The organism is Nocardia sp. NPDC055002, assembly GCF_053608825.1.
The window spans coordinates 718,875-744,654 of record NZ_JBSGWE010000003.1; the positions used below are offsets into that span (position 1 = coordinate 718,875).

The following is a 25,780-nucleotide window of genomic DNA, read 5'->3' on the forward strand; positions in this document are numbered from 1 at the left end:
CCTGTTCGCGCGGCACCCGCACGGCGGGTTCGAAGTCGGCGCCGATCGTGAACCCGGCCGAAGCCGGGGCCCACCGGATCAGGCGTCCGCGAGACCCACTCGGTCGAGGACCCAGGCGTACTCGAAGCCGACTTCCTTCCACTTCTCGTAGCGGCCGCTCACACCGCCGTGACCTGCGGTCATCTCCGTCTTGAGCAGCACCTCGTTGTCGCCGGTCTTGGTGGCGCGCAGCTTGGCGACCCATTTGGCCGGTTCCACGTAGAGGACGCGGGTGTCGTTGAGGCTGGTGATCGCCAGAATGGCCGGGTAGTCCTTGGCCTCGACGTTCTCGTAGGGCGAGTACGACTTCATGTAGTCGTAGACGTCCTTGTCCGCCAGGGGATTTCCCCACTCGTCCCATTCGATCACCGTCAGCGGCAGCGACGGATCGAGGATGGAGGTGAGCGGATCGACGAAGGGCACATTGGCGAGGATGCCGTTGAACAGCTCCGGCGCCAGGTTGGCGACCGCGCCCATCAGCAGCCCGCCCGCGCTGCCGCCGTCGGCGATCAAGCGGTCGGGTGCGGTGGCACCGGTATCGATGAGATGACTCGCGCAGGAGACGAAGTCGGTGAAGGTGTTCTTCTTCAGCAGCGTCTTGCCGTGCTCGTACCAGAGCCTGCCCATCTCCCCGCCGCCGCGCACATGCGCCACCGCGAACACCATGCCACGATCGAGCAGCGACAGCCGCGACACCGAGAACGAGGGATCGATGCTGGCCTCGTAGGAGCCGTATCCGTACAGCAGTGTGGGTTTCGGCCCGTCGGCCAGACCCTTGCGCTTGATGATCGAGATCGGAATGCGGGTGCCGTCGGCGGCGATGGCCCAATCGCGGTGCTGCTCATAGTCATCGGCGTCGTAACCGCCGAGCACCGGCTGTTCCTTGCGCAGCAGCAGCTCGCCGGTGGCGGGCACATAGTCGAACACCTGCATCGGCGTGATGAACGAGGCGACCCCCACGCGCAACGTGGGCTGCTCCCACTCCGGGCTCGAACCCGCACCGGCGGAGAACAACTCGAGGCCGAAGTCGAGCTCTGTCAGTTCGCCGAAGCCCTCCGGCGTGAGCGGCCACACCGACAGGCGCGGCAGCGCGTCGCGCCGGTAGCCGAGCACCAGATGGGTGGCGAAGGCATCGATGTCCTCGAGCCGCACGTCCTCGCGATGCCCGATCAGGGTCGTCATGTCCGACGGGTCGGTGGCGGGCGCGACGGCGAGCACGAAGTTCTCCGCCTTCACGCCGTCGACCACGTCGTTGTGCAGGATCAGGAACTTGTCCTCGCCCGCGATCACCGCGTGCTCGGCCGAGTACTCCACGCCTTCGCGACGCGGCAGCAGCACCCGGAACTCGCCCTCGGGATTGTCCGACTCCAGGACCCAGCCCTCGGTGGTGATCTTGGAGCCGAGCCAGACCATCAGGTACTTCTCGGAGCGGGTCGCGCCGACACTCACCCAGTAGCGCTCGTCGGGCTCGTGGAACACCGTCACATCGGCGTCGGAACCGGTGCCCACGCGATGGCGCCACACGGTGTCGGGCCGCCACGACTCGTCGACCGTCTGATAGAAGATGTGCGTGCCGTCCAGCGACCAGGTCGCCCCCGGCGCCGCGCCGGCCACCTCGTCGGCCAGCAGCTCACCGGTGCGCAGGTCCTTGATCCGCAGCGTGTAGCGCTCGTCGCCGGAGCTGTCCACGGAGTAGGCGAGCAGGTTGCCGTCGTGGCTCAGCGAGAAGGCGCCGAGCGCGAAGAAGTCCAGCCCCTCGGCGAGGATATTGCTGTCGAGCAGCACCTGCTCGCCCTCGATCGCCGAGCCGACCTCCAGCTGAGGCGGCGTCCAGGCGTCGATACCCTCGGCTTTCGCGTCGACGGGACAGCGGCAGTGCACGCCGTACTGTTTGCCCTCGAAACTGCGCGAGTAGTACCAGTAGTCGCCCAGTCGCGTCGGGACCGAGAGATCGGTTTCCTGCGTCCTGGCCTTGATCTCGTCGAAGATCTTGTCCCGCAGGGGCTGCAGCTGGTCGGTCTGCGCCGCGGTGAAGGCGTTCTCCGCCTCCAGATACGCGATGACCTCGGGGTCTTCCTTGTCCCGCAGCCACTCGTAGTCGTCGACGAACGTGTCACCGTGGTGGACCCGCTCGACGGGCGCCCTCTTCGCGATCGGCGCCGACACGGTCTCATTCTCGCCAGCCATTGGTCCACCGTAGCCGCCCCACTCCAACCGGGCCCGCCAACTCGGCCGTCGGCGGCTGGAGGCAGCGGGCTGACTGAGTATTTCTGCGCATCTGCCGTAGGCCCGTTGTGCGTAGCCTGACCCGCATGGGGATGCGGTACGCAATGCGTTCGTTGGTCGTGACTGCCGGGGTGGCCTTGGCCGCGGGATCGGGAGCGGTGATGTCGGCGAACGCGTGCGCCTGCGGCGGCGTGGTGAGCGCGGACAGTTCGGCGCGGGTGAACAATGAGGCCGCTGTCCTCGGCTGGGACGGGCGGCGCGAGACCGTGCTGATGCGGTTGGGGATGCAGTTCACCGGTGCCGACGCGGCCCTGATCGTGCCGACGCCGACGCCGGCGACCGTCTCGGCGGGCAGTCCGGACTCGTTCAGGGAGCTGTCACGCATGACCGCACCCGAGCGGGTCACCGAATACGACTGGTTCGGCAGCGGTTCGCTCGGCGGCGACGCATCCGGAGCCGCTCCGGGTTCGGGTCCCGACGTGCTGAGCCAAGTGCAGTTGGGCCCGCTGGAGGCGACCACGTTGCGCGGCGGCGATCTCACCGGCGTCCGCGAATGGCTGGACACCAACGGTTATCAGCTCCGGCCCGAGGTGAGCGCCACGCTCGACCCCTATCTCCGCGAGGGCTGGTCCTTCGTCGCCATGCGCCTCACCAGCACGAAGCCCCTCGCAGGCGCCCTGGACCCGGTCCGCCTCACCTTCGACTCCGACCGCCTCGTGTACCCGATGCGCATGTCGGCCGCCGCGACCACACCGCAATCGGTCCACCTGTATGTCTTCAGCGACCACCGGGTGGCACGCATCGATCCCGATACCGAACCCCACGTCGTCACCACCGAATTCGCCTCTCCGGTCGGCGAACCCAGCGATCCGGACCTGAAAGCGCTGGCCGCGAGCGGCAACTACCTCACCGAACTCTCGATCTACATCCCCCACCCAGCGACGATCACCAGTGATTTCCTTCTGGCTCCCGCCGCCGAGGACGTCCCCGTGCGTGACCGCGTGGTGAGCAAGGAATACGTCGAGATCCTCGGTCTGCCCGCGGGTTACGTCTTGATCGTCGCCGGGCTGTCGCTGATCGGCGTGATCGCGAGCGTGGTCCTGCGTCGACGGTCCGCGAGGTAGTCCGAACGCACCGCGACCCGTGCGGGAATTCTCAGGCCCCGAGCGCGGGTCCGATGACCGGCCACGAAGCGTGCAGGGCGTCCTGCCAGTAGGACCAGGAGTGCGTGCCCACCGGGTGGTAGTCGATCCTGGCGCCGATGCCCGCGGCGCGCAGGCGCTGGTCGAAGGCCACCATGCAGGTGTTGACGCCGAGCTCGATGGGTCCGCCGAGGAAGATGTTCTCGGCCAGCGTGGGCTTGAGTTCGGCCTCGTGCGGTCCGGGGATGCCGGTGCCAGTCGACATGTACAGCGCCTTGCCGCGCAGCCCGTCGATCATCAGGGCCGGGTCGTGCGCCGCCCACTCGGGGCTGCCGGGCGCGCCCCACATGTTGCCGGGATTGCCGCCCCGGTTGACGATGGAGAACATCATCGCGCCCGCCGCCATCGCGATGTCCGGACAGGCGCTGTAACCGGCGACGGCCCGGTAGAGGCCGGGATGCCGGGCGGCCAGGATATAGGCCGCGTTGCCACCCATCGACAGTCCGCCGATGCCGTTCACGCCGGTGCCGTTGAACTGACCGTCGATCAGGCCGGGCAGTTCCTGGGTGAGGAACGTTTCCCACTTGTACCGGCCGAAACGCGGATCGTCGGCGATCCAGTCGGTGTAGTAGCTGGCCTGGCCGCCCATCGGCAGCACCACGTTGACGTTCTTGTCGCGGAAGAAGGCTTCGGCGTCGGTGGCGTTGGTCCAGGTGCTCTGGCCGATACCGGGGTCGAGGCCGTCGAGCAGGTAGTACGTGCCCCGCGCGCCACCGCCCGCGGGGTGCAGGACCTGGAGATCGACGTTGCGGCCCATCGCGGGCGAGGTGACGGTGATCGCCGTCCGGTGCGGAGTCAGTTCGTTGACTCCGATGATCTGCGCGGCGGAGGCCGTCGTGGGGTGAACAACCGCCGGTCCGATGACACCGAGAGCAAGGGCCAGCACTGCAGCAGCAACACCTGTACGACGCACGATCTACCCTCCATAACCGCATGCCAATGACAGTCCAAAGTAACCCACAGGTGAACGAATCGGAAGCATTCGACGGTTCGGGCGTTTCTTCAGCAAACTCTCCGGTTTGCAATGACCGCTTCGCCGGATTCGGGTCAGCGGGTGAGGGCGCCCCGGATCGAACCGGCCAGATAGTCGAGATCCGCCCGCGCGGGCGATGTCGGCCGCGCACGCAGACCGAAGCCGTCACCAGGCGTTCGCGGGATCACATGCAGGTGCACATGGAAGACCTCCTGCCCTGCCGTAACCCCGTCGGCGAGAAAGAAATTCACCCCGTCGGCCGCCACTTCACTGCTGCGCAACGCGGCGGCGATCCGCTGCCCCACCTGAAAGAGCTTGCCGCCCAACGCGGGATCGAGATCGGCCAGACTCGGTGCGGGCGCCTTCGGCACCACGAGCACATGCCCCGGCGTCACAGGACGAATATCCATGAAGGCGAGGACTTCGTCGTCCTCGTACACCTTCGAGGACGGGGCGGCCCCGGCGATGATGTCGGCGAAGATCGTGTACGGATTCACCCGACCACGGTATCGACCCCGACGCACGAAAGCCCGCCACCGGCGCCGAAAAGGCGGCAGTGGCGGGCTGATTCGCACGGGATTACAGAATCGGCGACGGCGTGTAGCGCGCGGCGTCCGGATTCGCCTCGACCAACTTCTGCACCTGCGCGACGACCTCGGCGACCTGGTCCGATGCCGCGCCGATGAACGCCGCCTTGTCGGCCAGCGCCGCGTCAAGTCCGGCGCGGTCCAGCGGCATCCGCGCGTCGGCGGCGAGACGATCCAGCAGATCGGGTTCGCGACCCTGCTCGCGCATGGCCAGCGCCACCGCGACGGCGTGCTCCTTGATGACCTCGTGCGCGGTCTCGCGGCCCACGCCCGCGCGCACCGCGGCCATCAGGATGCGGGTGGTCGCCAGGAACGGCAGGTACCGGTCGAGCTCACGCGAGACCACCGCCGGGTAGGCGCCGAACTCGGCGAGCACGGTCAGGAAGGTCTCCATCTGCCCGTCGATGGCGAAGAACGCGTCGGGCAGCGCGACGCGGCGCACCACCGAGCAGAACACGTCGCCCTCGTTCCACTGGGCACCCGCCAGCTCGGCGGCCATCGAGCCGTAGCCGCGCAGGATCACCTGCAGGCCGTTCACCCGCTCGCACGAGCGCGTGTTCATCTTGTGCGGCATCGCCGACGAGCCGACCTGGCCCGGCTGGAAACCCTCGGTGACCAGCTCATGACCGGCCATCAGCCGAATCGTGTGCGCGAACGACGACGGCCCGGCGCCCAGCTGCACCAGCGCGGACAGCACATCGTGATCGAGCGAGCGCGGGTACACCTGGCCCACGCTGGTGAACACGTTCGCGAAGCCGAGGTGGGTGGCCACCTGCTGTTCGAGGGCGGCGAGCTTGTTCGCGTCACCGTCGAGCAGGTCGAGCATGTCCTGGGCGGTGCCCATCGGGCCCTTGATCCCGCGCAGCGGGTAGCGGTCGATCAGCTCACGCACGCGCGCCAGGCCGACCAGCATCTCGTCGGCGGCGGAGGCGAAGCGTTTGCCCAGCGTGGTGGCCTGTGCGGCGACATTGTGCGAGCGTCCGGCCATCACCAGGGTCTGGTACTCGGCGGCCCGCTCGGCCAGGCGCGCCGCGATGGCGATGCCGTGCCTGTACACGTGCTCGAGCGAGAGCCGGATCTGCAGCTGCTCGACGTTCTCGGTGAGGTCGCGGCTGGTCATGCCCTTGTGCACGTGCTCGTGTCCGGCGAGCGCGTTGAATTCCTCGATCCGCGCCTTCACGTCGTGGCGGGTGACCCGCTCACGCTCGGCGATCGAGGCCAGGTCGACGTGGTCGATGACGCGTTCATAATCCTCGACAACCCCTGCGGGGACATCGATTCCGAGTTCGGCCTGCGCACGCAGCACCTCCAGCCACAGCCGGCGCTCGAGCACGATCTTGTTCTCGGGCGACCAGAGCGCGACGAGCTCCGGGCTGGCGTATCGGGTGGCGAGGACATTCGGGACGAGGCTCACGAGCACTCAGTCTAATTGCCGCACCCGTTCGGCCTGCTGGGGCATCATGTTGGGGACCACGGGCGGGGCGACGATGTCGATCATTTCGAGCAGACCGGCCCTGGCGGGTCGGCGGGGTTCGGGGTGGCCTTCGATCAGCGCGGCGACCACCGCACCGTCGACGACGGCCACCAGCCTGCGTAACTGCTCGGGGCGCACCACTCGGTCGGAGCGGCGCAGCACGTCGGCGAGCAGTTCTTCGAGCTGGGTGCGTAGTCGGAGCTGGACCTCACGTAACTCGGGGTGACGGGCCGACGCCACGGACCGCTCGTAGCGGGCGATGAGCTGGCCGCGGGCGTCGAGGTCGCCGTCGTCGGGGCCGACGAGCACGTCGAGCACGAGCTCGACCGTCGCCTCGGTGCCGCGCCTGCGATGACTGACCTCACCGACCCGGCGGCGCATCGCGTCGAGTTCGATCGCGCCGCTGAATTCGACGGCGCGGGCGATCAGATCTTCCAGCGATTCGAAGTAGTAGGTGGTCGACGCGAGTGGAAGATCGGCTCGTGAGGCCACCGAACGATGTCGCACGGCGTCGAAGCCGCCTTCGAGCAACAGCTCAGCCGCCGCCGCCACCAGAGCCTGCCGACGTCGTTCGCCTTTCGGGGTCGTTGCGGTGGTCACCGTGCCAACGTGCCAGTCATCATCAGTTCAACCGTGCGCAATCGTCATCGGGGAAACACTGGGAATTCGGGATAACTGAGTTTTACCGTATCCCGGCACAGATGTGTTCGTACTACGCAAAGTTGTTGTCGCACATCACTGTTGACAAGTGTCCAGATCAGCCCTTCAGGAACCGTCCCAGACGCTCCAGTGCTGCGGCGATGTCGTCGGTGGCACCTGCGAAGGAAAAACGGACCGTGTGGTTTCCATTTGTGGTGTCGAAATCGAGTCCGGGCGCCAGCGCGACGCCGGTTTCGGTGAGCACCTCGGCGCACCAGGCGCGGGAATTATCGGTCAGATGACCAATATCGGCGTAGGCGTAGAAGGCGCCGTCGGCGGGCGCGAGATCGGTGATTCCGATCGCGGGCAGACCCTCCAGGAGCAGCGCCCGGTTGCGCGCGTACCGGCGCACATGCCCGTCCAGCTCATCCTTGGCTTCCGGCCCGAAGGCGTGCACGGCCGCGTACTGGGAGATGGCCGGCGGGCACACCGTCATATTCGACGCCAGCCGCTGCAACGCCGGGCGCAGGTCGGCCGGCGCCAGCATCCAGCCCAGCCGCCAGCCGGTCATCGAGAAGTACTTCGACACCGAACCGATCACCACCGACTCGCGGGAGAACTCCCACGCCGAAGAGGTCGGCGTGCTCGCGCCCGCGTAGGTGATGCCGTGATAGATCTCGTCGGAGATCAGCAGCGTGCCGTGCTGTTCGCACCAGCGGGCCAGCGCGGCGAGTTCGGCGGGGTCGATCATGGTGCCGGTCGGGTTGGCCGGGCTGGCCACCACCAGACCGGCGGGCGGTTCGGGCAGGGCCTCCAGCATCGCCACGGTCGGCTGGAATCTGGTCTGCGGGCCGCAGTCCAGTTCGACGACCTCGCAGCCGAGCGCGGACAGCGTGTTGCGGTAGGCGGGATAGCCGGGCCGCGCCACCACCACGGTGTCGCCCACGTCGAAGGCGGCCAGGAAGATCAGCGTGAACGCGCCCGACGACCCGGTCGTCACCACCACCTCGTCCGGGTGCACGTCGTAGCCGTAGGTCTCGCTGTGATGCCCCGCGATGGCCTCGCGCAGCGGCAGGATGCCGAATGTCTCGGTGTAGCCCAGCAATTCGTGATCGATCGCCGCCCTGGTAGCCCGCAGCACCGGCGCGGGCGCCTGCGTGGACGGCTGTCCCGCCGCGAGCACCAGCACATCGCCGTGCGACCTGGCGCGTTCAGCGGCCGCTTTCCACACATCCATGACGTAGAAAGGGGCAATGGCCGACCGGCGCGATTCTCTGGACACCCGAGAGACGGTAGAGCACCCGATTGCGGGCGTTCACAGATATGGTCGGCACAATGGCTCCGACAGCGAATACGCAGCCACCGACGCGACCTCCGTGGTCACGTCGGGGCCGGGGCGCGGGGGCGGGATGAAGCGGACAGGGACGGCACGGGACGTGCGGGCGGACACCTCCGAGGAGAGCGTGGACACCGAATCCGGACAGCTCGCCGCCGACAGCTCGCGACAGGACTCCGCCGAAACGGCGCCATCCGGCAACACCGCGAAACGTCGGGCTGTCAGCGTCAACGGCCGTATTTTGCAGGCGAATTGGCGTGAGCAGCTGCCGTCGAAAATCGCCGCCCGCGATCGGATGGCCGAGTGGGCCGCCCGGTATCCGGTGGTCGGCGAGATCGCGGGCGAGCTGCGCAGCGGTGAGGTGCGCAAGGTTTTCTGGCGGCGGCCGAAGGCACAGGCCGAGGGGATGTGGGCGCGCAGGCCCAGTCGCGAGCGGGTGCGGGCGGTCCTGCTCGAACGGCGCGTGCTCATCGCGGGCGTGCTCGCGGTCGCGGTGTTCGTGGCGGCCGACGGGCAGTTCGGCGGCGCCGTCGACGAGCGTCCGCTCGCCCCGGGCGAAGCACTCCACGTGGCCATCGCCTATCCCCCACAGCTCCTGCCCAACCCCCAGTCGGTGACCCCCATGCTCGATGCCATCGCCGCAGGTGAGAAGCGCCGCGAAGCGCACGTGGTCGCCGCGGCGGCCCGCGCCACCCTCGAACGCGCGAAGGCGGAGGCGGCGGCCGCGGCATCGGGCGAATGGCAGGACTGGATGGGCCAGCGCGCCCCGGTGGTCCCCGGCGCGATGGTGCCGGTGCCCGGCTCGACCCCGTCCGTCGGCGGGTTCAGCCTGCCCGCGAAGGGCGCGTTCACCTCCGGTTTCGGCTCCCGCTGGGGCACCATGCACCGCGGCATCGACATCGCGGGCCCCATCGGCAGCCCCATCTACGCCGTCGCCGACGGCACGGTGGTGGAAGCGGGTCCGGCGCAGGGTTTCGGTCTGTGGGTCCGGATCCGCCACGACGACGGCACCATCAGCATCTACGGTCACATGTACGACTTCTTCGTCTCCCAGGGCGAGCGTGTCCCCGCCGGAATGCAGATCGCGCGCATCGGCAATCGCGGCGATTCCACCGGCCCGCACCTGCATTTCGAAATCGTGCAAAACGGTCAGCATGTGGATCCGCAGGCCTGGCTCGCGATGCATGGATTGCGTCTCGATTGACATCGCGTCGAGACCACCGACATCACGAGAACGTTAATGTGAGACCTGTCGAGTGTTTTCCTCCGAACCGAAGCGAGGCCACCATGGCAGGCAAGTTCGAGGTATTCAAGGACAAGGCGGGAAAGTTCCGTTTCCACCTGAAGGCCGGTAACGGCGAAATCGTCCTCGAAAGTCAGGGTTACGAAAGCAAGGAAGGCGCCAAGAAGGGAATCGCCTCCATTCAGACGAATGCTCCGAACGCCCAGATCCTCGATCTCACCGCCTGATCGGCGCGGGCGTTGCGCCTGCGCGCTCAGCCACCGCTTCCCGCTCGATGGTGATCAGCGGTCACACACCGCTGATCACCGATCGTGGGCATTACCCCGCGACGCTGTTGCGTTCCGGAACAACAACTTCGGTCGCTCCGATATCGGTCCGGAAGTGACTGCCGGGCAGCTTGATTCCCGCGAGTCGCGCATAGGCCCGCTCCCGCGCCTGCGCGAGGTCCGCGCCGACACCGACCACGTTGAGCACACGCCCGCCCGCCGACACCAGCGCCTTGTCCTCGCGCTGATCCGTACCGGCGTGCAGCACCAGGGTTTCGCCCTCCAGCGCGCCGTCATCGGCACCGGTGATCACATCGCCGGTACGCGGTCGCGCCGGGTAGTTCTCGGCGGCGAGCACGACGGTGATCGCGGAACCGTCCTTCCAGCGCGGTGCGTCGACCTCGGCGAGGCGCCCGGTGGCGGTGGCGTACAGGAGTTCGGCGAACGGGCTGTCCAGCAGCGCGAGCACGGCTTGAGTCTCGGGATCACCGAAGCGGCAATTGAATTCGACGACAGCCGGGCCGTTCGTACCGATCGCCAGACCCGCGTACAGCAGGCCCGAGAACGAGCTGCCCCGCGCGACGAGCTCGGCGGCGACGGGCTTCACCACGTCGTCGACGATCTCGTTCAGCGTCTCCGCGGGCAGCCACGGCAGCGGCGTGTAAGCGCCCATGCCGCCGGTGTTCGGGCCGGAATCGCCGTCGCCCACCCGCTTGTGGTCCTGTGCGGGCAGCAGCGGAATCACGGTCTCGCCGTCGACCAGGCAGAACAGCGACACCTCCGGCCCGTCGAGGAACGACTCCAGCAACACCGGATGTCCCTGCTCGAGCAGTTCGGCGCCGTGATCGCGGGCCGCGCGCCGGTCGGCGGTCACCACCACGCCCTTGCCCGCGGCGAGCCCGTCGTCCTTGACCACCCAGGTCGGGCCGAAGCGGTCGAGCGCCGCGTCCAGCTCGGCCGGAGTGTCGACGATCTCGCTGTGCGCGGTCCGCACCCCGGCCACCGCCATCACATCCTTGGCGAACGCCTTGGACCCTTCGATCCGCGCCGCATCGGCCGACGGGCCGAACACCGGGAACCCGGCCGCGCGCACGACGTCGGCGACGCCGAGCACCAGCGGCACCTCGGGGCCGATCACCACCAGGTCGGCGGCCACTTCGCCGGCCAGCGCGGCGACGTCGTCGGCGGAGCAGGGATCGACCGGGCGTAGCTCGGCGTGCTGGCCGATGCCGGGGTTGCCCGGGGCGGCGATCACCGCCGTCACGGACGGATCCCGGCGCAACGCCAGGACGAGGGCATGTTCACGGGCTCCGGAACCGATGACGAGTACGCGCACGGCCATAGATTACAGCGTGCCTGGACCCTGGATGGCCTCCGGACACCGCCCTCCTCGGGCGTCGTCGGTTCACGCCACGAGCGTGGCGTGAACCTCGGTTCCCGCGTCAACCGGGACCGTTTCACCGACACCAACACTGTGTCGATCAGCGCGTTCCCGTCGGCGAGCATTGGTAACCCGGCCTCCTGCTCGGGGGTCCGGGGATCGCGAAAAGTTCTGTTGCACCGTCGGCCACAGTGCGAGATTGATCGCCGCGTTGTGGTCACGGTCGGCCCGATACCCGCAGACGCAGACGAACACGCGATCTGCCAACGACAGCGTCGGGTTGATTGTGCCGCAAACCGAGCAGCGTTTGCTCGATGGATACCAACGATCTGCGACGGTGACCGAGCCGCCACGCCATCTCTGTTTGTATGTCAACAGGCGGGCGAAGTCGGACCATCCGACATCGCTGATCGCACGCGCCAAACGACGGTTGCCGAGCATTCCCGCCACGTTCAAGTCTTCGACAATAAGCCGGTCGTGGGCCTTGACCAGCCTATTAGCGATTTGATGGGCGAAATGACGACGAATATTGGCGACCTTGTGATGGTGACGGGCCAGCCGGGCGAGCGCTTGCCTGTGGTGGTGGGATCCTTTCTGTTTTCGTGACAGCGACTTCGCCAGGTGGCGTTGCCGACCGAGTCCGGTGGCCAGTGGCTTCGGTGCGGTATCAATACGGGCGACCTCGATGCCGTCGGAGTTCGCGACGACAGCGAACGCGGTCAGCCCGCGGTCGATCCCGACCCAACCACCATCGTCGTTGTGTTCACGGAGTGGGTGGCGGTGGGTTGTATGCAGATCGGCAGCTTCGGTGGTCAAGCAGATCCACCAGTGTCGTACCCGGTAGGAGACTGTGGCGTAGAGGATCCTAGCCCTGTCTTTGGTGAGCATCCGCCGCAACCGGCGTGTGTCGTCGCGCACCCGAAGCGTGCCGATCCCAGGCAGCGTCACTGATCGGGCTGCGCCCTGGTCACCGACTCGGATCGCCGCTCGCCCTGCCTTGGTGTGTTTGTTCCGGAGCCGAAAAGACGGGACAGTTTTGTCCTTCTTCTTGAACCGAGGGAAACCGATCCGTTTCCCCGCACGTTTGCCCGTCCGGGAGTCGGAGAACGCGGCGAGGGCACGACTGCAGTCGACGGCTGCTTCCTCGAAGACTTGCTGACATACCTGGGTACGCCATGCCAACCCGGTCACCTGTACTTCGGTAACCCCAGTCGCGCTGATCGCAAAGATCCGTCCCGCTACTTCGGTCTTCTTCCAGGCGTTGAATGCATTGATCAGATCGAACCGGGTCCACGGCACGGGATGCCCCGGTCGGGTTTTGCGATGTGTGAGCGCTGTTTTCACGAAGTCGAGGCTTTGGTTGAACGCGAACCGAGCCGCCCCAGCATGCCGGGTGAGCATGACGGACTGCTCGACCGTGGGGTCGAGGCAGTACCGGAAGGTCGTGTGGCGGCTCATCATTGGCGAGTGTGTCACATGCCACCGACACAGATTGGCGAGGCGCCTGATGTTGCCCGGATCTGTCCAGTCCAGCCCACTGGTCGTACCGGAGACCTATTCGATAGCACTCGCGGGCTGGGTCCGCATGCACCACAATGGGAACGAGGCGTGGCCTATCCGCCACCGAAAATGGGGAGCGCACCATGGGCCTGCTCGACGGGATGATGGGCAATGCCGGTCGCATAGATCCGGCCGCCGCCCAGCAGGAATACGCGAAGCTGTTCGGGCAGGGCGAGCAGGTGTACGCCGCGTTCATCCTGGTCCGCGACGCGATGCTGTTCACCAATCGCCGCCTGATCATGGTCGACAAACAGGGCGTCACCGGCCGCAAGGTCAGCTACCACAGCATCCCCTACCGGTCGATCAGCCACTTCACCGTAGAAACCGCGGGCACCTTCGACCTCGACGCCGAGCTCTACATCTGGATCGGCAGCGGTGACGAGCCGGTCAAGCAGCGTTTCAACCGTCAGGTCGACATCTACGAGGTGCAGGGCATCCTGTCGCATTTCGTGTCGATCTAGCTACGCTCACCGGTATGGCATCCGTCTTCAGCGCGATCATCGCAGGTCAGATCCCCGGCCGCTTCGTCTGGGAAGACGACGAGTTCGTCGGCTTCCTCACCATCGGCCCCGTCACCCAGGGCCACACCCTCGTCGTCCCGCGCGCGGAGATCGACCAGTGGCAAGACGTGGATCCCGCCGTGATGGCCCGGATGATGGGCGTCGCCCAGAAGATCGGCCAGGCCGTCCGCGTCGCCTTCGACGCCCCCCGCGCCGGCCTGCTCATCGCCGGCCTCGAGGTCCCCCACCTGCACACCCACGTCTTCCCCGCCTACACCATGGGCGACTTCGACATCTCGGGCGCGAACACCGACCCCACCCCCGAATCCCTCGACGAAGCCCAGACCAAGATCAAGGCCGCCCTCCGCGACCTCGGCCACGGAGCGAACGTCCCGGCCTGAGTTCTGCCCGAGTTCTGCCCTGGATGGAACCGAAACGACCGGGCGCGCGTCTAAGACATCGAGTGGTCGTTGTGTGCGAAAGAGGAGAGACGATGCGACTGGTTGGCTTTGCCGCCGGGGTGTGCGCTGTAGTGGCGCTCACCGGATGTTCCACAGCGGTCGACGGGCAGCCCGAGGCCAGCGGGGCTCCGCTGACCAAGGAGCAGCTGTTCGATCCGTGTGCTGTGTCGGACAGTGTGTTGCAGGCGGCGGGGGCCGATCCTGCAACGAAGGACGACAACCCCTTCTCGGTACCGCGAGCAGATTGGAAGGGGTGTGCCTGGACCGCCAACGGATACTTCATCTCCCTCTTCACGACTACCAAAACCATGAAGGAGTTTCGTGCGAACGACTACCTCCATGACTTCAAAGATGTCTCTATCGGCGACCGGAAGGCTACCCAGTACCTCCTCGGAACAAAGACACCACCAGATCAGTGCGGAATAGCTTTTGAAAGTGCACAGGGAACGATCACATTGCAGGCGAGCAAGTTCGTAGACAACAAGGCATCGATAGATCCTTGCCAGCTGGCCAACGATGCCGCGCCACATTTTGTGACTATCCTGCCCCAGTAACGGCCCGCTGATCAGAAAGACTCGAACGATGGCAGATACAAACGAAATTGCAAAAGAGTTCCAGACTTTAGCAGGAGAAGCTGCTGCGGGTCGGCTTATCATAGAATTCTACGCCGCCGAACGATGCGCCAAGCAGTGCGACGACTACATCTCCGAACTGCGAACCCTTTCGCGACGAACTCAAGACATGGTCTTGGTCGACTCATTCGGTAGCTTGAACTCCGCGAAGGCACTCGGAACGAAGTTTGCCGACCTCGCGAACGGCCAGGGCAATGGCTCCTACACAGACGCCGCCGCGAAGCACATAGAGATCCTAACCAATATGGCCGACATGTACCGCAAAGCTGGTGCCGCATTCAAGGACTGCGATGAGGCCACCCAGCTGGCCATTAAGCAACAGACAAACAAACTAGATTGAGTCCGGGGGGATAAATGACTTTTTCAGATTTCATGAGCAAACTGGGCAGCGTTGCATTGACAGCGTCGAGCCCTTCCAGAATCAGCGATCGAATCGGCTCGCTATTCGATTCCGATGTCTCCGCCACACAGTCCGAACTAGACGCCCAGGCTGCTGGCGACAGCGCACGGTCCCGCATATACGCCGAGAATTCGAGCCTCGCCAGCGGCTTTTCTGGCGAGTTCACACAGCCGGTCGTGCCGCCCGTCATGGAACCGTTCGTTACCATGAGCCATTCGGAGATCATGAAATTTGTCGAGTCAATCAAACCTGAGACGATGAACAACAGCGTCCAGGCCTGGCGGCAATTGGCGGCTGACACCACAACGAAAGCCACTACCTTCCACGACAATATCCAGAAGGAAATGGAGAGGGGCTGGTCGGGAAGCGCAGCGAGTCAAGCGCTGGCGAGCACCAAGAGCTATCTCGCCGACGTGCACAAGGTCGACCAGGCTGCCTCCCTGATCGGCAACAAGATGGAAGAGGCTTACTCCGGCTTCAATCAGGTGAAGTACTCGGTACCGCACGAGTCCGACCAACAGAGCAGCACCGTCGCGGGATTGGTCGCCACCACGCTCTCCAACGCGGTCGCGCCCGGGCTCGGCACCGTAACCAGCTTCGTCATGGACAGCACCAGCGCAGGCCGCTCCGATGCCGCCCAAGCCGCGGCTCGCCAGGTGATGGAGACCGTCTACAAGCCGGTCGCGCAACAGTCCGACACCCAGGTCCCGAAGGTTCCCGAGCCATCGAAACCCCAGTCCGACAAGCCGACCGGCGACACCACCAAGGACAAGCCGACGGGCACCACCACCGACAAGCCCACCGGCACCACCACCAAGCCGAGCACCGACGACACGACCCCGTCCACCACGGAGCCGGAAACCCCCACCACCACCGACCCCGGTGACGACGACACCACCGACGACCAGACCACTGACGACAGCACCGGCGACGAGACCACGGCCGCCACGACAACCCCGGAAACCCCCACCACCACGACTCCGTCAGGCACCACCCCGGGCACGACCCCGGCCGGCACGTCCCCCGGCGGACTCGGCTCCGGCGGCGGAGCGGGTGCGGGCGCTGGTGCCGGAGCAGGCGCGGGCACGCCCGGTGCGGCAGTCCCCGGGACCGCCGGTCAGAAGCAAGGCGCCGGTGCGGGCGCGGGCGCGGGTTCCGGTGCGTCGTCGGGCCGCTCGGGGATGTCGGGCATGGGTGGAATGGGCGCCCCCGGCGCACGTGGCGGCGGCAAGGACGACGAGAACGAGCACCAGGCTCCCGACTACTTGCGCGGTGTCCACGAAGAACTGCTCGGCCCCGAACGCCTGCACGTCCCGCCGGTGATCGGCGGCGACGCATGACCGACACCTGGGAGCTGACCCCGTTCGAATTCTGGGTCGCCTGGGAAACGCTCGGCCGCGACCGTATGCCCTGGCCCCTCACCTTCACGGCAGGTGTCGAAACGCAGGTCGAGTTCGATCGGGAATGCCGTCGTGCCGCGGATTCGCTGATCGCCAAGATGGGCACCGACGAATCGCTGTACCACGCCTTACACGCCCTCGCGCACCCCGAAATCCGGGTGGAACTGTTCGGGCACCGCTTCGACGGCCGCACCCGGATGGTCCGTGCCTGCGCGACCACCGAGGCGAGCAACGGCGTTGTCGCCGCCCAGCTCCCCGGTCCCGAATACGGCCAGGGCGGCAACATCCTGATCACCCTGCGTCCGGCGCACGCCATCGTCACCCGCCTGCTGGCCATCCTCCCGAAAACTCCCGCGGGCACCACCGGCGGCTTCAACGTCCACCGCGACGACTTCACCACCACCCCCGACCCCTACGCCCGCCACCGCACCCCCGCCGAACAAGCCCTCAAATTCCTCAAACGCCCCTTCACCACCTACGCGGAATTCCGCGTAGCCACCGGCCCTGCCCTGGACGGCTGGCAGGAAGGCGGCACCACTCTCCAACTGGTCGACTACACCGACGACGGCCGCTACCTCATCCAAGAAGGCGAACGAGTAGAAGTAACCCCCACCACCCCCGACCGAATCGAAGCCCACCTCCAACACCTGATCGAGAAAGCCACAGCCGGCACCCGCCAATCAGCCTGGTAGCCAACAGCACTGGTGGAAACATTCACAGCGGAAATCGTGTACAGCCCGGGGTGTCTGCACACGATCTCCGCTGTAGCCCAGTTCGCTATGGCCGCTCACGAAGTACCCAACCGACGCTAGGCATCGAGCCGGGTGGCGACCGCCGGAATGACGATCGCGGCGGCGACGAGGTGGGTGAGCATCAGGGTGAGCTTGGTGTCGGCGGCCGCGTTCACGATCAGATCGGGGACGAGCGAGAGCACGGTCAGTGCCATCGTGGTGCGTACGAACACCGTGCGGGGGTTTCGGGCCCACTTACGCAGGGCGGCGGCGAAAAGGATACCGATCGCGGCGAAGATCAAGGTGAGCTGGGTGAATCCGGCGAGTGGGATCTGTTCGCCTTCGATCGCGAGGGAAACGCCGGCGGCGTGGGCGACGGCGGCTACGGCCGTTGTCGCGGCCGCGGCGCCGACGGCCGCCAGTACGGCCGGGCGCCAGAAGGCGGAGCTGCTGCCGACAGTGGGCGCGGTGTAAGCGGAGGTGTTCATGTCGTACTCCTGTGTGGTGTGGGCAGCCCGTTGCCGCCTCTCCTCGGTTCCACGAACAGGACCGGGCGAATACGACAGGTCTCGGCGAAGTTCTTTCGGCTCTGGCCGTGGACCGGTGTCGGCGAGCGCCCTTGTTCTTTCGCTCAGGAAACGATGTACTGGGCTCCGGTTCGTTCCTATCGGAAGGTTTCGCAGATGCGTTTGACCGTTGGACTCACCACCGTCGTCGCGATATCCCTACTCGGGGTAGGCACAGCGTCGGCGGAGGTACGCGAGGCGAAGATTCAGTGCCTCGGTTCGAACGCGAATTTCCACCTGTATCCGTTCTATCTGTCGCTGGTGGCGACCTCATCGGACGACCGTCCCGGCACCATCTCGATTCAGCCCCGCGGCGATTCGAACTTCGGCCCCTTCGGCTACCACGCGACCGTCAACTGGACCAACCTCGACACCGGCGAATCCGGCGTCGTCGCCCAGGACGGCACCATCGGCGGCGACATGCCCCGCTTCAACGTGGACACCGGCTGGGGCACGGTCCGCCTGACCGGCGCGGTAGGCACCTCCGGCCTGTCCGCGGGCCAGACCATGCAGTGCTCCGGCGCAGACCTCTACGTGCCGTAGCGCTCGTCAGTCAGCCGGATCGTGGGCGGCGATTTCTATGGCCGCGCACAGCAGATTCGATACGGTGGGCAGACCGAATCCGAGGAGGAAAATGTGCTGCGCCCACGGACCGGCGACTGTGTCCACGATATCGGCCGATGAACACTCCGCTTCTGCACCAACGCTTTCCACGCCTGCGCGAAACCCTGCCGCATATCGGACTGAGCTCCGGCCCGACGCCGGTCCGCCGACTCGATGCGCTGCCTGCCGGCGGCGCGCCGGTCTGGCTCAAGGACGACAGCGCATTCGGTGACGGCGGGTGGGGTGGAAACAAAGTCCGCAAGCTGGAATGGATTCTCCCCGACGCACACCGGCGCGGCTCCCGGACCATTGTGACCGTCGGCGGATTGGGTACGAACTGGGGACTGGCAGTCGCCCTGTACGCCCGCGACCACGGACTCGGCACCGCTCTCGCCCTCGTCGACCAGCCCGTGGACGAGCATGTCCGCGCACAGCTGCGCCGACTCGAGAACAGCGGCGCCGCACTCTATTTCACGCATTCGAAGACGCGGACCGTCCTCACCGCGCCGATGCTGCTCGCCCGGCACACCAGCGTCGGGCATCTGCCCTACTTCCTGCCGCCGGGCGGATCCTCGCCGGTCGGTGTCCTCGGCTACGTCGAGGCCGCGCTCGAATTGGCCGGACAAGTACATCGCGGCGAGCTACCCGAGCCCACCCACCTCGTGACCGCCGTCGGATCCGGCGGCACGATCGCGGGGCTACAGCTCGGTTTGCGGATGGCGGGTTTGACTACCCGGCCGGTCGGTGTCGTCGTCAACGACACGCTGCGGTTGGACCCGGCGACGATCACCCGGCTCGCCCGCCGTACCGCGCGACTGCTGCGTCAGCGAGGTGCGGATCTCGCCGATCTCGAACCGCGAGTCGAGGACATCGACATCGTCACCGACTGGCTCGGTAGCGGCTACGGCCACCCCACACCGGAAGGCGAACGCGCCCAATCCTTGTCAGCCGGCCACGAGCGCCTGGACCTCGAACCGGTCTATACCGCCAAGGCCATGGCGGCACTGCTGGCGATGAACGAGCAGGGCACGTTCGGCGACGGCCCTGTCCTCTACCTCAACACGAACGGGCCGCGATAACACGCGAGTCCATGCCAGCGATGCGCGCCGGTCCTGGATGGACCCTTCTACACAAGGTGCTCGCGCCTCCTGGTCAGGTACGCGCGCTCGGCTGGATTCTGGGTGGCGGCGATCGCGGCGTCGTAGGCGGATCTCGCCTCGGCGCTGCGCCCCAACCTGCGGAGCAGATCGGCGCGGGCGGCGTGCCAAGCGTGGTACCCGTCGAGCGGCAGCGCATCTATCTGTGCCAGCGCGACATTCGGTCCATCGAGTTCGGCGATGGCGACGGCGCGGTTGAGGGCGACGATCGGGGTCGGGGTGACGGTGTAGAGCTGGTCGTAGAGGGCGACGATCTGGTTCCAGTCGGTGTCGCGGGGGTCGGCCGCGTCGGTGTGGACCGCGTTGATCGCCGCCATGATCTGATAGCGACCAGGTGGGACGCCGCCTGCCGCGACCCGGCGCAGGCATTCGCGTACCAGCGCGTGTCCCTCGGCGATGAGGGTGTGGTCCCAGCCGCCGCGGTCCTGCTCGTCGAGCGTCACCAGCTCCCCGCCCGCGAAACGTGCCGCGCGGCGGGCGTCGATGAGCAACATCAGCGCGAGCAACCCGGCAACCTCGCCGTCATCGGGCAGCAGATCGCGCATGATGCGGCCGAGCCGAACGGCCTCCGCCGTCAGGTCGACCCGAACAGATTGCGCGCCTGCCAGATACCCCTCGTTGAAGATGAGATAGACGACCTCCAGCACACCGCCGAGCCGATCGGTGACGTCATCGCGATCGGGCACGCGGAACGGGATGTGCGCGGCTTTGATCTTGGCCTTGGCGCGGGTGATGCGTTGCGCCATGGTCGTTTCGGCAACGAGAAACGCACGAGCGATCTCGCCGACGGTGAGCCCGCCGAGCAGGCGCAGTGTCAGCGCGACTCGCGCCTCCGGCGCCAATGCCGGATGGCAACAAGTGAAGACGAGCCGGAGACGGTCGTCGTTGATCGGTCCGGTCGGTTCGTGCGGTGTGTGATCGTCGATGATCATGGCTGCCTGGTGTTTCGCGTCGCGCAGTGATTCCCGGCGGATACGGTCGATCGCGCGGTTGCCCGCGGTCTTCGTCAGCCAGCCGCCCGGGTTGGGCGGTATGCCGTCGACCGGCCACCGTTCGATGGCGGTGAGCAGGGCCTCGCCCGCGGCGTCCTCGGCGATGTCGAGATCGCCGAAACGCCGGGCGAGCGAGGCGACCACCCGGCCGTACTCCTCGCGATAGATCCGATCGATCCGGGCGCGAGTGTCGTCGCTCATGCGCCGTCGAACGTCCTGATCTCGATCTTCTGCTCGCAGACCTTCGACGCCCTGGCGGCGATCTTCAGCGCGGCATCGAGGTCGGGCACCTCCACGACCCAGAATCCGCCGAGGCATTCCTTGGTCTCGGCATACGGCCCGTCGGTGACAACCACATCAGCACCGGTGTTGTCGACCGTGGTCGCCTCATCGATCCGCCCGAGCCCACCAGCGAACACCCACACCCCTTCGGCCTGGAGCTCGTCGTTGAACCTTCCCGTCGCCTCGTACTGCGGCTGCGCCTCCTCCTGCGGAATGTCATAAACACTCGGCTCGACAACAACGGAAAGCAGGTACTGAGTCATCACGATCTCCCTTCGTCGGTGGCCGCCGATCGGCCGCCTCTACCCACACCACGAACAGGCCGACCCGGATACGACAACTCTCGACGAGATCCCCCGAATCTTCTCCGAAATGGGCGCATCGGCCCACGAGTTCCACCACTTTCGGAATAGCAGCTTTGCTGCTTGACGGCTTTACTGCTCGAGGGGATAGTGGGGCGATGGGCAATTTTCGCGGATACGCGGCAATCCAGGGACGTGGCACGGTCGCGCTGCCCGCCGAGCTCCGGAAGAAGTACCGGCTGGACGAGCCAGGTGCGCAGCTGGAAATCACCGAACGCGACGACGGCGTGATCGAGCTTCGACCCACATTGCCGGTCCCCGTCGATGAGATCTGGTTCTGGAACGAGGGCCACCAGGCCGCTGAACGCGAGGCCGAAGCCGATGTCGAGGCTGGGCGACACACCACTTTCGACAACGCCGAATCGTTCTTGGCGCACCTCGACACTCTGGCGTCGGGTCCCAGCGAGGCCGTGGAGTGAAATACCGGACGCTTGCATCGTTCGATCGAGATCTGCGACGTCTGCCCGCTGAACATCAACGCATGTTTCAGCAAGCCCTACGCTCACATTTCCTGCCGGCCATCGACGCCGGAGCGTTCGCGGGCTCACCACCCTGGCCGACACGCCTGCGGATTCACAAACTGAGCAACTGCGAGGTCTACTCACTCACGTGGAATTTCACCTCACCGGACGGTAGGGCCACGTTCCACCTGGAGAAGACGAACGAGAGCGAGCCGATCCTGGTCTGGCGACGAATCGGCGACCACGGAATCTACGACCGCCCATAACGCCACCGCACCGGTCAGTTGGCCCCGGAGAACGCCACGCTGCCACCCACTCCGATGATCATCGCCCCACCCACGCTGCCGACCGCCTCCAGTCGGCGCGGAGATCGAGCGAACCACGTCCGCACGGTGCCCGCGAGCAACGCCCACGCGCTGTCCGAAGCTGTCTGAATCACGAGGAAGATCGCGCCGAGCACCAGTAACTGAGCGGGCAGTGCGCCCGCCGACGGCACCGTGAACTGCGGCAGGACCGCACCGAAGAACACCATCGTCTTGGGATTGGTCGCGCCGACAACGAAGCCCTGCCACAGCACCCGCCGCCCGGTGGTATTCGGCACCTCCGCGGCGAGCGCCGTCACCAACTTCTTCCGGTCCCGAATCGTCACGACGCCCAAGTAGACGAGGTAACCGGCGCCGGCGACCTTCACGATCAGGAACAGCGCGGACGACGCCATCAACACCGCCCCCAGCCCGAAGGCCACCGCGACCAGCGGAACGGCCGAGCCTGCCACCGCGCCGATCACCGACAGAATCGCCGGCCTGCGGCCCAGGGTCAGTGCCCGCCCGATAGCGAACAGCACATTCGGACCCGGAATCACGATGATGACGAACGCGGCAACCACGAATGCCGCCGCATGAGACAGCGGAACCATCCACCGACCCTAACCGGCCGGCGACATCATGGTCACGAGACAAAAAGGACCCGACCTGCTGTCACAGGTCAGGTCCTTGTCGAGCCCCCTGTCAGGATTGAACTGACGACCTTCGCTTTACAAGAGCGGTGCTCTACCACTGAGCTAAGGAGGCGGGTGGTGCGCGACTATCTTAGCCGCGCACGCCAACCGCGCGACACCGGATGGGTGTCACGCGGTGGCGGAGGAGATCAGGACTGGGCGCGGGCTGCGTCGTCGGCGGCCATCGCGTCACGCAGGCTCTTGGGCCGCATGTCGGTCCAGTTCTTCTCGACGTACTCGACGCACGCTGCCCGGCTTTCTTCGCCGAACACGACACGCCAGCCCGCCGGGACCTCCGCGAACGCGGGCCACAGGGAGTGCTGCTCTTCATCGTTGACCAGAACGAAGAAGCGGCCGTCCTCGTCGTCGAAGGGGTTGGTGCTCATTTCACCTCACTGGATACTGGCGCTGTGTACAGGATCACTGCGCGGCCGCGAAGCCACGAGCGTTGTGTCGACCCTAGCAAGGCATACGTTACTGGTAGGGAGTTACCCGATGCTGCCCCGGTCAGGGCGGTCAGGCGGCGAAGAAGTCGAGCAAGATCTTGTTGATCGCCTCGGGTCGCTCCAGGTAGCCGTAGTGACCGGTATCCGGGATCTCCTGGTAGCGGGCGCCGGGAATGGCCTCGGCGACCTCGCGCGAGAGGTACGGCGGGATCATCCGATCATCGGCGAACCCAATTGCCAAGCAGGGCACCGTAATCGAACGATACGCGGCGACCCGATCGAATTCGTGATCCATCGCTCGCTGGGCACGGACACCGGCCGAGGGCGTCCCCACGCTGAACTCGAACAGATCGAGCCAGTCGCGCGCCGCGTTGGTATCGGCCATCGTCGCGGGCGACAGATTCATCACCGCGCTCAACGCCGCCTCGAATTTCGCGGGCAGCTTCACCGCCGAGGCGTCGAGCTCCTGCTCACCGGCCGACAACGTCTTCTGGAACTGATCCAGCCTGCCGTGTCCGGCCATGAACACGGCCTTGCGCACCAGATCCGGCCGGGCGAGCGCCAGCTCCTGCGCCACCCGCGCACCCATCGACGTGCCCGCGACCAGCGCGGGGCCCTCGTCGAGGAACTCGATGAGCGCGGCGGTATCGGCGACCAACTCCTCGATCCGCATCCCGCCCGCGGCCTCGAACGACGGCGCGATCCCGCGGTTGTCGAACACGCAGACCCGGTAACCAGCCGCGACCAGCGCGGGAACCTGATGCAGCTCCCACACCCGGCCCGGCGAGCCCGTTCCCATGATCAACACCACCAGCGGACCACCGCCCTTGACGTCGGTGCCCTTGGTACGGTCGCCCTTGACCTGATAGTTCAGTGCGATGCCGTTCACCGTGGCCAGTGGCATGAAAGAAACCTCTCTGCGGGGTCGATCGTGTACTGCCCCACGGTAACGGGACCGCCACGACACGGCACCGGGGCGGGGTGTTACGCGTCGCTAGTTCATCGGCCGTGCGCCGGCGCCCGATAGTATTGATCACTCGCAGGTAGAGCGCAGGGAAACCGGGAGGACGAACCCATTATGGCCGCGAAGAGCACCGCCAACGACATCGCCGACGACGAACTCGAGCCGCTTGCCGACGAGACCGCCCGCCAGGCACAGAAGGTCGTCGCGGCACACGCCGAAGACGCCGACGAATGCCGCATGCTGCTGTCGATGCTCGGCATCGCCCCCGCCTGACACAGCGCACCCCTGCGACGCATAAGGATGCGTGAGTGGACCAAATGATCGATCAACCGTCCAACGACCGTCCGTCCGAAAACAGTGAAACCCTCGTGCCGAACGGCGCGGGTTCGGGATTCGTTGTCGTCGCCAACCGGCTCCCGGTCGACCTCGAGCGCCTGCCCGACGGCACTACCCGATGGAAGCGCAGCCCCGGCGGGCTGGTGACCGCGCTGGAACCGGTGCTGCGCAGCAACAAAGGCGCCTGGGTCGGCTGGGCGGGTGTGCCCGATGTCGAAGTCGAACCGATCATCGAGGACGGGCTCGAGCTGTATCCGGTGCCGCTCACGGCGCAGGAGGTGGAGGACTACTACGAGGGGTTCTCCAACGGCACGCTGTGGCCGCTGTACCACGATGTGATCGTGCGCCCCGTGTACGACAGGGCGTGGTGGGCGGCCTATGTCGAGGTCAACCGGCGCTTCGCCGAGGAGACCGCCAAGGTGGCCGCCGAAGGCGCCACGGTGTGGGTGCAGGACTACCAGCTCCAGCTGGTGCCCAAGATGCTGCGCATGCTTCGCCCCGATCTGACCATCGGCTTCTTCCTGCATATCCCGTTCCCGCCGGTCGAACTGTTCATGCAGATGCCGTGGCGCACCGAGATCGTCGAGGGCCTGCTCGGGGCCGACCTGATCGGCTTCCATCTGCCCGGCGGCGCGCAGAACTTCCTCTACCTGGCCCGCAGACTGGCCGGTCAGCCCACCTCCCGCGGCACGATCGGGGTTCGCTCGAAACTGGGTGTCGTGCAGGTCGGTTTCCGCACGGTGCGCGTCGGCGCTTTCCCCATCTCGATCGATTCGGCCGAACTCGACGAATCGTCGCGGCGGCGTTCGGTGCGCGAGCGAGCCGCGAAAATACGTGCTGAGCTGGGCAATCCCAAGAACATCATGCTCGGCGTCGACCGCCTCGACTACACCAAGGGCATCGATATCCGGCTCAACGCGCTGCAGGAACTCCTCGAGGAGGGCCGCATCGACCCGAGCGAGACGGTGATGGTGCAGCTGGCCACGCCCAGCCGCGAACGCGTGCAGAGCTACATCAAGATGCGCGGCGACATCGAACGTCAGGTGGGCCGGATCAACGGTGAATTCGCCCGCGTCGGCTACCCGGTCGTGCACTACCTGCACCGCCCGATCCCCCGCGACGAGTTGATCGCCTTCTTCATCGCCGCCGACGCCATGCTGGTGACGCCCCTGCGCGACGGCATGAACCTGGTGGCGAAGGAGTACGTGGCCTGCCACAGCGACCTCAACGGCGCCCTGGTACTGAGCGAGTTCACCGGCGCCGCGGCCGAGCTGCGCCAGTCCTACCTGTGCAACCCGCACGACCTGGACAGCGTCAAGGACGCGATCATCGGCGCACTCGACGACGATCGCGACACCAAGCGCCGCCGGATGCGGTCCCTGCGTCGCCAGGTGCTCACCCACGATGTCGAACGCTGGGCGCGCGCGTTCCTCGACGCGCTGTCGCAGGGCAATGTGGCGGGTTCGGCGCTGATGAGCGACGAGCAGACCTACCCCGCCGACCAACGCTAGCGGCACACAGCGACCTCACAGCGTCGGTCCAGCCACTTCCCAGCGGGGTGGTG

The 25,780-nt window shown here is 66.4% G+C and carries 28 protein-coding genes and 1 tRNA gene; 14 read left to right on the plus strand and 15 right to left on the minus strand.

The annotated features are described in order from the left end of the window. Window positions 1-78: 78 nt before the first annotated feature. Complete coding sequence (locus ACWF99_RS15475) at window positions 79-2,226, minus strand: S9 family peptidase (RefSeq protein ID WP_378631746.1); 2,148 nt, start codon at window positions 2,224-2,226, stop codon at window positions 79-81. Between the two features lie 143 nt (window positions 2,227-2,369). Here ACWF99_RS15475 and ACWF99_RS15480 point away from each other — a divergent pair, with 143 nt between their 5' ends. Continuing rightward, on the plus strand, window positions 2,370-3,389 hold the full coding sequence (locus ACWF99_RS15480; protein ID WP_378631744.1) for a DUF2330 domain-containing protein: 1,020 nt from the start codon (window positions 2,370-2,372) through the stop codon (window positions 3,387-3,389). Between the two features lie 31 nt (window positions 3,390-3,420). Here the strand turns inward: ACWF99_RS15480 and ACWF99_RS15485 are convergent, their stop codons facing one another. The 5 genes from ACWF99_RS15485 to ACWF99_RS15505 form a co-directional block, all read right to left on the minus strand. After that, window positions 3,421-4,380 carry an alpha/beta hydrolase gene (locus tag ACWF99_RS15485; RefSeq protein ID WP_378631742.1) on the minus strand — a complete coding sequence of 320 codons (960 nt, stop codon included), beginning with the start codon at window positions 4,378-4,380 and terminating at the stop codon, window positions 3,421-3,423. A 134-nt stretch (window positions 4,381-4,514) separates the two neighbouring features. Next, window positions 4,515-4,937, minus strand: coding sequence for an HIT family protein (locus ACWF99_RS15490; RefSeq protein WP_378658068.1), 423 nt, complete (start codon window positions 4,935-4,937; stop codon window positions 4,515-4,517). 82 nt (window positions 4,938-5,019) lie between these two features. Beyond that, on the minus strand, window positions 5,020-6,441 hold the full coding sequence (gene purB / locus ACWF99_RS15495) for an adenylosuccinate lyase (RefSeq protein ID WP_452536383.1): 1,422 nt from the start codon (window positions 6,439-6,441) through the stop codon (window positions 5,020-5,022). A gap of 6 nt (window positions 6,442-6,447) precedes the next feature. Further along, entirely contained in the window at window positions 6,448-7,101 is a 654-nt protein-coding gene (locus tag ACWF99_RS15500) for a TetR/AcrR family transcriptional regulator (protein ID WP_378631736.1), read from the minus strand. A gap of 157 nt (window positions 7,102-7,258) precedes the next feature. Continuing rightward, window positions 7,259-8,422: a pyridoxal phosphate-dependent aminotransferase gene (locus tag ACWF99_RS15505; RefSeq protein ID WP_378631734.1), complete on the minus strand. Its 1,164-nt coding sequence runs from the start codon at window positions 8,420-8,422 to the stop codon at window positions 7,259-7,261. Window positions 8,423-8,549: 127 nt separating this feature from the next. Here ACWF99_RS15505 and ACWF99_RS15510 point away from each other — a divergent pair, with 127 nt between their 5' ends. Both ACWF99_RS15510 and ACWF99_RS15515 read left to right on the plus strand, forming a co-directional pair. Beyond that, entirely contained in the window at window positions 8,550-9,680 is a 1,131-nt protein-coding gene (locus ACWF99_RS15510; RefSeq protein WP_452536386.1) for a M23 family metallopeptidase, read from the plus strand. A gap of 83 nt (window positions 9,681-9,763) precedes the next feature. Beyond that, on the plus strand, window positions 9,764-9,946 hold the full coding sequence (locus tag ACWF99_RS15515; protein ID WP_378631730.1) for a YegP family protein: 183 nt from the start codon (window positions 9,764-9,766) through the stop codon (window positions 9,944-9,946). 91 nt (window positions 9,947-10,037) lie between these two features. Here the strand turns inward: ACWF99_RS15515 and purD are convergent, their stop codons facing one another. Together purD and ACWF99_RS15525 are read right to left on the minus strand one after the other, a co-directional pair. Then, window positions 10,038-11,321, minus strand: coding sequence for a phosphoribosylamine--glycine ligase (gene purD / locus ACWF99_RS15520; RefSeq protein ID WP_452536623.1), 1,284 nt, complete (start codon window positions 11,319-11,321; stop codon window positions 10,038-10,040). Between the two features lie 69 nt (window positions 11,322-11,390). Then, the gene (locus tag ACWF99_RS15525; RefSeq protein WP_452536388.1) at window positions 11,391-12,824 is read right to left on the minus strand and encodes an RNA-guided endonuclease TnpB family protein; all 1,434 of its coding nucleotides are present in this window, start codon (window positions 12,822-12,824) and stop codon (window positions 11,391-11,393) included. A 185-nt stretch (window positions 12,825-13,009) separates the two neighbouring features. On the opposite strand from ACWF99_RS15525, the gene ACWF99_RS15530 reads away from it, so the two are divergent. The 6 genes from ACWF99_RS15530 to ACWF99_RS15555 all read left to right on the plus strand — a co-directional run bounded on the left by ACWF99_RS15530 (window position 13,010) and on the right by ACWF99_RS15555 (window position 17,011). After that, window positions 13,010-13,387, plus strand: coding sequence for a PH domain-containing protein (locus ACWF99_RS15530; protein ID WP_378631726.1), 378 nt, complete (start codon window positions 13,010-13,012; stop codon window positions 13,385-13,387). Window positions 13,388-13,401: 14 nt separating this feature from the next. Continuing rightward, the gene (locus ACWF99_RS15535; RefSeq protein WP_101464615.1) at window positions 13,402-13,827 is read left to right on the plus strand and encodes an HIT family protein; all 426 of its coding nucleotides are present in this window, start codon (window positions 13,402-13,404) and stop codon (window positions 13,825-13,827) included. Between the two features lie 92 nt (window positions 13,828-13,919). Beyond that, a complete protein-coding gene (locus ACWF99_RS15540) occupies window positions 13,920-14,441 on the plus strand; it encodes a DUF3558 domain-containing protein (protein ID WP_452536390.1) in 522 nt (173 codons plus the stop codon). Window positions 14,442-14,469: 28 nt separating this feature from the next. Continuing rightward, window positions 14,470-14,859, plus strand: coding sequence for a hypothetical protein (locus ACWF99_RS15545; RefSeq protein WP_452536392.1), 390 nt, complete (start codon window positions 14,470-14,472; stop codon window positions 14,857-14,859). A gap of 284 nt (window positions 14,860-15,143) precedes the next feature. Then, on the plus strand, window positions 15,144-16,259 hold the full coding sequence (locus ACWF99_RS15550) for a PPE domain-containing protein (RefSeq protein WP_452536394.1): 1,116 nt from the start codon (window positions 15,144-15,146) through the stop codon (window positions 16,257-16,259). Beyond that, window positions 16,256-17,011 carry an ESX secretion-associated protein EspG gene (locus tag ACWF99_RS15555; RefSeq protein ID WP_452536396.1) on the plus strand — a complete coding sequence of 252 codons (756 nt, stop codon included), beginning with the start codon at window positions 16,256-16,258 and terminating at the stop codon, window positions 17,009-17,011. The genes ACWF99_RS15550 and ACWF99_RS15555 overlap by 4 nt, the downstream gene beginning before the upstream one ends. A 116-nt stretch (window positions 17,012-17,127) precedes the next feature. Here ACWF99_RS15555 and ACWF99_RS15560 read toward each other — a convergent pair whose 3' ends face one another. After that, window positions 17,128-17,538: a DUF6069 family protein gene (locus ACWF99_RS15560; protein ID WP_378631716.1), complete on the minus strand. Its 411-nt coding sequence runs from the start codon at window positions 17,536-17,538 to the stop codon at window positions 17,128-17,130. Window positions 17,539-17,733: 195 nt separating this feature from the next. Here ACWF99_RS15560 and ACWF99_RS15565 point away from each other — a divergent pair, with 195 nt between their 5' ends. Both ACWF99_RS15565 and ACWF99_RS15570 read left to right on the plus strand, forming a co-directional pair. Next, on the plus strand, window positions 17,734-18,159 hold the full coding sequence (locus ACWF99_RS15565) for a hypothetical protein (RefSeq protein ID WP_452536398.1): 426 nt from the start codon (window positions 17,734-17,736) through the stop codon (window positions 18,157-18,159). A gap of 137 nt (window positions 18,160-18,296) precedes the next feature. Further along, the gene (locus tag ACWF99_RS15570; RefSeq protein WP_452536400.1) at window positions 18,297-19,298 is read left to right on the plus strand and encodes a 1-aminocyclopropane-1-carboxylate deaminase/D-cysteine desulfhydrase; all 1,002 of its coding nucleotides are present in this window, start codon (window positions 18,297-18,299) and stop codon (window positions 19,296-19,298) included. A gap of 47 nt (window positions 19,299-19,345) precedes the next feature. Here ACWF99_RS15570 and ACWF99_RS15575 read toward each other — a convergent pair whose 3' ends face one another. Together ACWF99_RS15575 and ACWF99_RS15580 are read right to left on the minus strand one after the other, a co-directional pair. Then, window positions 19,346-20,569, minus strand: a complete 1,224-nt coding sequence (locus tag ACWF99_RS15575) for an RNA polymerase sigma factor (RefSeq protein WP_378631710.1) — start codon at window positions 20,567-20,569, stop codon at window positions 19,346-19,348. Then, a complete protein-coding gene (locus tag ACWF99_RS15580) occupies window positions 20,566-20,913 on the minus strand; it encodes a YciI family protein (protein ID WP_378631709.1) in 348 nt (115 codons plus the stop codon). Before ACWF99_RS15580 ends, ACWF99_RS15575 begins: the two co-directional genes overlap by 4 nt. A gap of 197 nt (window positions 20,914-21,110) precedes the next feature. Here ACWF99_RS15580 and ACWF99_RS15585 point away from each other — a divergent pair, with 197 nt between their 5' ends. Next, entirely contained in the window at window positions 21,111-21,431 is a 321-nt protein-coding gene (locus tag ACWF99_RS15585; RefSeq protein ID WP_378658098.1) for an AbrB/MazE/SpoVT family DNA-binding domain-containing protein, read from the plus strand. Window positions 21,432-21,753: 322 nt separating this feature from the next. Here ACWF99_RS15585 and ACWF99_RS15590 read toward each other — a convergent pair whose 3' ends face one another. The 4 genes from ACWF99_RS15590 to ACWF99_RS15605 all read right to left on the minus strand — a co-directional run bounded on the left by ACWF99_RS15590 (window position 21,754) and on the right by ACWF99_RS15605 (window position 23,820). Then, a complete protein-coding gene (locus ACWF99_RS15590; RefSeq protein WP_452536403.1) occupies window positions 21,754-22,389 on the minus strand; it encodes a LysE family translocator in 636 nt (211 codons plus the stop codon). Window positions 22,390-22,471: 82 nt separating this feature from the next. Beyond that, window positions 22,472-22,543, minus strand: a tRNA-Thr gene (locus ACWF99_RS15595). A 76-nt stretch (window positions 22,544-22,619) separates the two neighbouring features. Next, window positions 22,620-22,856, minus strand: a complete 237-nt coding sequence (locus ACWF99_RS15600) for an MbtH family protein (RefSeq protein ID WP_022565839.1) — start codon at window positions 22,854-22,856, stop codon at window positions 22,620-22,622. Between the two features lie 130 nt (window positions 22,857-22,986). Then, window positions 22,987-23,820: an alpha/beta fold hydrolase gene (locus ACWF99_RS15605; protein ID WP_378658113.1), complete on the minus strand. Its 834-nt coding sequence runs from the start codon at window positions 23,818-23,820 to the stop codon at window positions 22,987-22,989. Window positions 23,821-23,994: 174 nt separating this feature from the next. On the opposite strand from ACWF99_RS15605, the gene ACWF99_RS15610 reads away from it, so the two are divergent. Continuing rightward, window positions 23,995-24,153, plus strand: coding sequence for a hypothetical protein (locus tag ACWF99_RS15610; RefSeq protein ID WP_165610244.1), 159 nt, complete (start codon window positions 23,995-23,997; stop codon window positions 24,151-24,153). A gap of 44 nt (window positions 24,154-24,197) precedes the next feature. Then, the gene (locus ACWF99_RS15615) at window positions 24,198-25,727 is read left to right on the plus strand and encodes an alpha,alpha-trehalose-phosphate synthase (UDP-forming) (protein WP_452536625.1); all 1,530 of its coding nucleotides are present in this window, start codon (window positions 24,198-24,200) and stop codon (window positions 25,725-25,727) included. Window positions 25,728-25,780 lie beyond the last annotated feature (53 nt).

What these genes read in the sequence shown, in the direction of transcription:
- ACWF99_RS15475 (WP_378631746.1), bottom strand. Translation starts at nt 2,226, where the DNA reads ATGGCTGGCGAGAATGAGACCGTGTCGGCGCCGATCGCGAAGAGGGCG.
- ACWF99_RS15480 (WP_378631744.1), top strand. Translation starts at nt 2,370, where the DNA reads ATGCGTTCGTTGGTCGTGACTGCCGGGGTGGCCTTGGCCGCGGGATCG.
- ACWF99_RS15510 (WP_452536386.1), top strand. Translation starts at nt 8,550, where the DNA reads ATGAAGCGGACAGGGACGGCACGGGACGTGCGGGCGGACACCTCCGAG.
- ACWF99_RS15515 (WP_378631730.1), top strand. Translation starts at nt 9,764, where the DNA reads ATGGCAGGCAAGTTCGAGGTATTCAAGGACAAGGCGGGAAAGTTCCGT.
- ACWF99_RS15525 (WP_452536388.1), bottom strand. Translation starts at nt 12,824, where the DNA reads ATGAGCCGCCACACGACCTTCCGGTACTGCCTCGACCCCACGGTCGAG.
- ACWF99_RS15530 (WP_378631726.1), top strand. Translation starts at nt 13,010, where the DNA reads ATGGGCCTGCTCGACGGGATGATGGGCAATGCCGGTCGCATAGATCCG.
- ACWF99_RS15535 (WP_101464615.1), top strand. Translation starts at nt 13,402, where the DNA reads ATGGCATCCGTCTTCAGCGCGATCATCGCAGGTCAGATCCCCGGCCGC.
- ACWF99_RS15540 (WP_452536390.1), top strand. Translation starts at nt 13,920, where the DNA reads ATGCGACTGGTTGGCTTTGCCGCCGGGGTGTGCGCTGTAGTGGCGCTC.
- ACWF99_RS15545 (WP_452536392.1), top strand. Translation starts at nt 14,470, where the DNA reads ATGGCAGATACAAACGAAATTGCAAAAGAGTTCCAGACTTTAGCAGGA.
- ACWF99_RS15550 (WP_452536394.1), top strand. Translation starts at nt 15,144, where the DNA reads ATGAAATTTGTCGAGTCAATCAAACCTGAGACGATGAACAACAGCGTC.
- ACWF99_RS15555 (WP_452536396.1), top strand. Translation starts at nt 16,256, where the DNA reads ATGACCGACACCTGGGAGCTGACCCCGTTCGAATTCTGGGTCGCCTGG.
- ACWF99_RS15560 (WP_378631716.1), bottom strand. Translation starts at nt 17,538, where the DNA reads ATGAACACCTCCGCTTACACCGCGCCCACTGTCGGCAGCAGCTCCGCC.
- ACWF99_RS15565 (WP_452536398.1), top strand. Translation starts at nt 17,734, where the DNA reads ATGCGTTTGACCGTTGGACTCACCACCGTCGTCGCGATATCCCTACTC.
- ACWF99_RS15570 (WP_452536400.1), top strand. Translation starts at nt 18,297, where the DNA reads ATGAACACTCCGCTTCTGCACCAACGCTTTCCACGCCTGCGCGAAACC.
- ACWF99_RS15575 (WP_378631710.1), bottom strand. Translation starts at nt 20,569, where the DNA reads ATGAGCGACGACACTCGCGCCCGGATCGATCGGATCTATCGCGAGGAG.
- ACWF99_RS15580 (WP_378631709.1), bottom strand. Translation starts at nt 20,913, where the DNA reads ATGACTCAGTACCTGCTTTCCGTTGTTGTCGAGCCGAGTGTTTATGAC.
- ACWF99_RS15585 (WP_378658098.1), top strand. Translation starts at nt 21,111, where the DNA reads ATGGGCAATTTTCGCGGATACGCGGCAATCCAGGGACGTGGCACGGTC.
- ACWF99_RS15590 (WP_452536403.1), bottom strand. Translation starts at nt 22,389, where the DNA reads ATGGTTCCGCTGTCTCATGCGGCGGCATTCGTGGTTGCCGCGTTCGTC.
- ACWF99_RS15600 (WP_022565839.1), bottom strand. Translation starts at nt 22,856, where the DNA reads ATGAGCACCAACCCCTTCGACGACGAGGACGGCCGCTTCTTCGTTCTG.
- ACWF99_RS15605 (WP_378658113.1), bottom strand. Translation starts at nt 23,820, where the DNA reads ATGCCACTGGCCACGGTGAACGGCATCGCACTGAACTATCAGGTCAAG.
- ACWF99_RS15610 (WP_165610244.1), top strand. Translation starts at nt 23,995, where the DNA reads ATGGCCGCGAAGAGCACCGCCAACGACATCGCCGACGACGAACTCGAG.
- ACWF99_RS15615 (WP_452536625.1), top strand. Translation starts at nt 24,198, where the DNA reads ATGATCGATCAACCGTCCAACGACCGTCCGTCCGAAAACAGTGAAACC.